General features: G+C 33.3%; 6 protein-coding genes. 1 reads left to right on the top strand and 5 read right to left on the bottom strand.

Annotated elements, in window-relative coordinates:
- From GMD4S_RS06920 to GMD4S_RS06905, 4 genes are all read right to left on the bottom strand, one after another.
- On the bottom strand, positions 1-560 hold a 560-nt coding region (locus GMD4S_RS06920), incomplete at its 3' end, for an Asp23/Gls24 family envelope stress response protein (RefSeq protein WP_000072934.1).
- A gap of 11 nt (positions 561-571) precedes the next feature.
- Positions 572-742 (bottom strand): DUF2273 domain-containing protein, encoded by a 171-nt coding sequence (locus GMD4S_RS06915; protein WP_000454669.1) that lies wholly within the window; start codon positions 740-742, stop codon positions 572-574.
- Between the two features lie 10 nt (positions 743-752).
- Positions 753-1,316 carry an alkaline shock response membrane anchor protein AmaP gene (gene amaP, locus GMD4S_RS06910; RefSeq protein WP_000045619.1) on the bottom strand — a complete coding sequence of 188 codons (564 nt, stop codon included), beginning with the start codon at positions 1,314-1,316 and terminating at the stop codon, positions 753-755.
- 99 nt (positions 1,317-1,415) lie between these two features.
- The gene (locus GMD4S_RS06905; RefSeq protein WP_000964741.1) at positions 1,416-1,652 is read right to left on the bottom strand and encodes a GlsB/YeaQ/YmgE family stress response membrane protein; all 237 of its coding nucleotides are present in this window, start codon (positions 1,650-1,652) and stop codon (positions 1,416-1,418) included.
- Between the two features lie 296 nt (positions 1,653-1,948).
- Here GMD4S_RS06905 and GMD4S_RS06900 point away from each other — a divergent pair, with 296 nt between their 5' ends.
- On the top strand, positions 1,949-3,430 hold the full coding sequence (locus GMD4S_RS06900) for a M protein trans-acting positive regulator PRD domain-containing protein (protein WP_001205294.1): 1,482 nt from the start codon (positions 1,949-1,951) through the stop codon (positions 3,428-3,430).
- A 155-nt stretch (positions 3,431-3,585) separates the two neighbouring features.
- On the opposite strand, the gene GMD4S_RS06895 is transcribed toward GMD4S_RS06900, so the two are convergent.
- A complete protein-coding gene (locus tag GMD4S_RS06895; protein WP_000209257.1) occupies positions 3,586-4,731 on the bottom strand; it encodes a low temperature requirement protein A in 1,146 nt (381 codons plus the stop codon).
- Positions 4,732-5,068 lie beyond the last annotated feature (337 nt).

Genomic DNA, 5,068 nt, shown 5'->3' with positions numbered 1-5,068 from the left:
GTTTCGCCCTTAACGGCTTCAACACCTTCGCCTACTTTTTCTTGAACAGCAGCAACACCTGAACCGATACCAGATTTCACTTTTTCAAATTGTTCTGAAGCAAATTCTCCTGTTGAAGAAGCCACGTCAGTTACTCGGTCTTGAAGGCTAACTGAATCTGCTTCATGCTGTTCCTTCGTTTTGATATCAACAACATTCACATTGACTTCAACAACTTCTAGATCAGTCATTTTTGTAACTTGTGATACGACAACATCTTTGATTTCTTTGTATAAAGCAGGGACATTCTTTTGGTACTCAACAACAATGTTCAAGTCAACTGCAACTTGCTCTTTCCCAACTTCAACATTGACACCATGAGTGACATTATCTGTATTGATGATTTTTTCTGTTAGATTAGAGAAGAATCCTCCATCCACATCCAAAAGTCCAGGTACTTTTTCAAGTGAAAGACCAATGATTTTTTGGATTACTTTGTTTTCATAAGTGAGTTCCCCTTTAACATCTTGAGAAACAACAGCAACATCTTTTTTTTCTACATTTTTATCTACGTTTGACATACGAGACTCCTTTATTTATTTAAATATTTTTCCTTAACATAGTATCCTGCAAATGCTCCTAAGGCTCCACAAATTAGTACAAATAGTGTTTTGAAAAAGCCAAAGGATAAGATAAAGCAAGCGAGAATGACACCTACTAAACCTGCAATAATTGGATACTGATATTTTTTAAACCATTCCATTTTTACTTCCTTACTTTACACGACTAACAGTCTTTTTGGTCGTTTTTCGAGGTTCAACTTCTTTAACTTTAACTTCAAGTTTTACCTCACGTTCAATACCAAAGAACTGCTTTAATCCATGAGTTATTTCATTCTGAATGACTAGACATCGATTTGAGATGTTGTCTGAAGGAAGAATTTTCCCTTCTACAGTAACGAAACATTTATTTTTGCGGCTATTAACATGGACCGTTGGTTCTTTCATCAACTGATGATCAATGACCAAACATCGAACAAAGCCTTCGATAGCTGAATTTTTTAGTTTTAATGTATCTTCTTGAGTTTCTAATTGAATCTCTAGATATTGTTTAGGATAAAAGAGTATCACTAACATTGAAATTAAAACTAAAACAGATAGGACAAGTGTCCCCCAAAAGACATATCTAGCAATCAGGAATTCAGCGTAGAGTTCTCTCCAACTGAATAAGTGGATTCCTAAATCACTGACCTGATGATAATCTATGAGAATAGGAAGGAAAATAGTCAAGATTAAGATACAGAAAATAAGTAACAATATTTTCTTTGATTTTGACATATTAAATCCTTTCAATTGAAAAGCTTTAAACCATAATTTTACCCGTCTACAGAATTCAAAATTATGGCTTATCACTTTTAATTTCTTATTAGGTAATGCTTATTTTTTACCAAATAGAAATGAAACGACTGCAACAACAATCACTGCACCAACGATTGACGGAATAATAGCCATTCCAGCCAATGAAGGTCCCCAGCTTCCTAGAAGTGATTGCCCTACAGACGAACCGATAAGACCTGCAAAGATATTTGCAATCAATCCCATTGAACCACCTTTTTTAGTGATTGCACCTGCGATGAGACCAATAAGACCTCCTACAATAATGGACCACAACATAGTGTATCCTCCTTTTCTATTTCTAAATCAAAGAATCAATTTCTTTGATTACACTAATTATATAGTATTTCAACTTGGAAACATAATAGTTCGTCTTAAAAACCGTACTGTAAACATGTACTTTAGATACAAATAAATAAGAAAATCTTGATATTACTGAGTTTCTAAGGGATTAGACTAGTCTTTTTATGACAAGCAAAAGTCGTTGTAAGAGGATAAATGCACTCCATGTGGTATAATTGCATGAAGATTGAAAGACAATCCTTTAGTTTATTATAAAGAGAGAAAAGTTATCCATGAGAGATTTATTATCGAAAAAAAGTCACAGACAATTAGAATTATTAGAATTACTATTTGAAAACAAACGCTGGTTTCATATCTCGGAACTAGCAGAATTATTGCACTGTGCAGAACGTTCTGTAAAAGATGACTTGTCCCAGGTCAGGTCTTCCTTTCCTGACTTGATATTTCATTCCTCAACAAACGGCATCCGTATCATTAATACCGATGATAGTGATATTGAGATGGTCTATCATCATTTTTTTAAGCATTCAACCCACTTTTCAATTTTAGAATTTATCTTCTTTAATGAAGGATGTGATACTGATAGTATTTGCAAAGAGTTTTATATCAGTTCTTCCTCTCTTTACCGTATCATCCGTCACATTAATAAAATTATTAAGAAGCAATATCGTTTTGAAATTAGCCTCAATCCAGTTCAAATCACTGGAAATGAAATCGATATCCGTTACTTTTTTGCCCAGTATTTTTCAGAGAAATATTATTTCCTCGAATGGCCCTTTGAAGATTTTTCTGTAGAACCTTTGTGTAAACTGTTGGCACTGATCTATAAAGAAACTGCATTTCCTGTCAATTTCGCCACTCAACGAATGTTAAAGTTACTCCTCGTAACAAATTTATACCGAATAAAGTTTGGTCATTTTATGGAAGTTGAGAAAAATTCTTTTAACAATCAATTGTTAGAGTCTTTCATGCAGGCAGAAGGCATCGAAGAGATTGTAGCGAGCTTTGATTCTGAATATCGTATCTCTCTGAATAAAGAAGTGATAGGTCAACTATTTGTATCCTATTTTCAAAAAATGTTTTTCATAGATGAAGAAGTATTTCTGAACCATGCAAAAACAGACAGCTATGTAAAAAAATCGTATCAGTTATTGGGAGAACTAGTAGATCAGGTATCAAGAGACTATAATCTCCAAGTAGACAATAGAGACAATCTGATTTGGCATCTGCATAATACAGCACATCTGCATCGCCAGGAATTATCGACAGAGTTTATCCTATTTGATCAAAAAGGTAATACAATCAAGAACTTTCAAAATATTTTCCCTCGCTTTGTTTCAGAGGTGAAGGAAGGAATGGAACATTATCTAAAGACTTTGGAAATGGATGATAGTTCAATGAAGGTCAATCATTTGTCTTATACTTTTATCACTCATAGCAAACACTTGGTGCTAAATATTTTACAAAATCAACCTAAATTAAAGGTTTTGGTCATGAGTAATTTTGATCAGTATCATGCAAAATCAGTAGCTGAGACACTTTCTTACTATTGCAGTAACAATTTTGAACTGGAAGTTTGGAGTGAATTAGAGTTATCCCTTGATGCTCTAAAAGAATCACCTTACGACATCATTATTTCAAATTTTATTATTCCACCTATTGAAAATAAGAGACTGATCTATTCCAATAATGTCAATACAGTCGCTCTCATCTCTTTGCTTAACGCAATGATGTTTATTCGATTAGACGAGTAACTAAGAATAACAAAAAACGCTAGATAGCGTTTTTTGTTTTATAAGGAAAGAATTTTATCTATACTAAACTCAGAATATCCTAACAATCCTGTCATTTTTTAGTTCAGAACAACAAAAAGCCTTGGTTCCCAAAGCTTTTTTATGTTATAAACTCATTAAAAGAACCCCCAGTTAGATTTGGAATATTTTTTATTCTGTGTCATATAAAAATAAATAAAATGAATGGCTATAGCTAGAGCTAAAATGGTTGTTATACTCACTACTATTATAGGATTAGAAGCAAAGATTAAAGAGAGAATCAAGGCAGCCAGATAGAGTGTCGCTTGGACACAGTAGTAACTTTTCGAATAGCGAAGATAGTGTTTGTTATAGGGCCCATTTACTAGGACAGCAGCTTGAAAGAGGCCAAATCCGATATAAGAGAAGCTGGTTGCAAAGAGACGATTAGCTTCAGGATTCAGAAGAAAACTCATCGATACAGTCATCATCATAAGCCCAATGAAAATAGGATAGTGACTGTAAATTAGAAATAGCCCCTTTTGATTAGATTTTTCATCAATAGCATGGTCGAATTGACCAAAATAAAACAAGAACAGAGAAAGCATAATAATGAAATAAAGAACCGAATAAATCGAGAAATTCTCGATTGTAAAGAAGTTAGCTAGCTCCATAATCATCTCTCCAAACGTAATAATGACAAGAAGGGAGATGCGCTCGATTAAATGGGGGAGATTTACCTGGTAATGCTTATCTTTACTAAGCAAGATAATTGGCATAATAAATGTTAGCAGAATACTAGCAAATAAGACAGAGACTCCAACGTAAATAGGAAGAAGAGCTGCTAGATAGACTCCTAAACTTCCTAGACCTGTTATCCATAGAAAACCTTTGATACTTTCCCGTTCAACATTATCGGTTGATTTTCTAAAAAATTCAACCAAATATTGTAAAAATAAGGTAAAGGTTAATGTACCAACAGCCCAACAAAGATAATGAAAATATTGTTGCCAATCAGGTCCCATCATATTGGCTATAAAGAGTAAAAGTCCCATTTTGATAAACATGATTACCATGTTAAATAAAGAGTTCTTTCCATAGCGATTGGTATAAACGGTTTGAATCATCCATGAATCAGTGAGAACCAAAACAGCCATGAAAAAATCAAGGAAAGAATTCCAAGTCAAAATACCGTTATGAAGATGCTCAATTAAAGTAGTTACTTTTGAAATTGCAAAAACAAAAACTAAGTCATAAAAAAGTTCTGAAAATTCTACACGTTTATGTTTAATAAGAGTTGTCATCTTAAGACCTTTCTATTTTAGAAGTACAATTTATTATAACAGAAAATGATAATGAAAGAGAAGGATATGCTTAAATAATTTCATGTGGCGCGAATGAACTGCGCCACAAAAGTTAGGTTTTTTCTGTCTAACTTTTGGGGTGCAGTTCAGAAGGGTGTTCATAAAATTATACCGTTGATATCCATTAGTTGACCAAAAGTAGAACAGATACACAAAAAAGCCTTGTAAATCAAGGCTTTTTCCTGTTGTATTTAGATGCCCCCTACAGGGATTTGGAAAGGACTTTCATATTGAGAGCAATTAAAAATATTGAAATATAAGTGATTTTAGGTATTTT

The sequence above is a fragment of the Streptococcus sp. GMD4S genome (assembly GCF_000296955.1).
Note: the sequence above shows the minus strand (reverse complement) of the source record. Positions and strands in the feature narration are given on the sequence as shown.

Excerpts from the sequence above, each read along its gene's own strand:
- GMD4S_RS06915 (WP_000454669.1), bottom strand. The coding sequence starts at position 742 with ATGGAATGGTTTAAAAAATATCAGTATCCAATTATTGCAGGTTTAGTA.
- amaP (WP_000045619.1), bottom strand. The coding sequence starts at position 1,316 with ATGTCAAAATCAAAGAAAATATTGTTACTTATTTTCTGTATCTTAATC.
- GMD4S_RS06905 (WP_000964741.1), bottom strand. The coding sequence starts at position 1,652 with ATGTTGTGGTCCATTATTGTAGGAGGTCTTATTGGTCTCATCGCAGGT.
- GMD4S_RS06900 (WP_001205294.1), top strand. The coding sequence starts at position 1,949 with ATGAGAGATTTATTATCGAAAAAAAGTCACAGACAATTAGAATTATTA.
- GMD4S_RS06895 (WP_000209257.1), bottom strand. The coding sequence starts at position 4,731 with ATGACAACTCTTATTAAACATAAACGTGTAGAATTTTCAGAACTTTTT.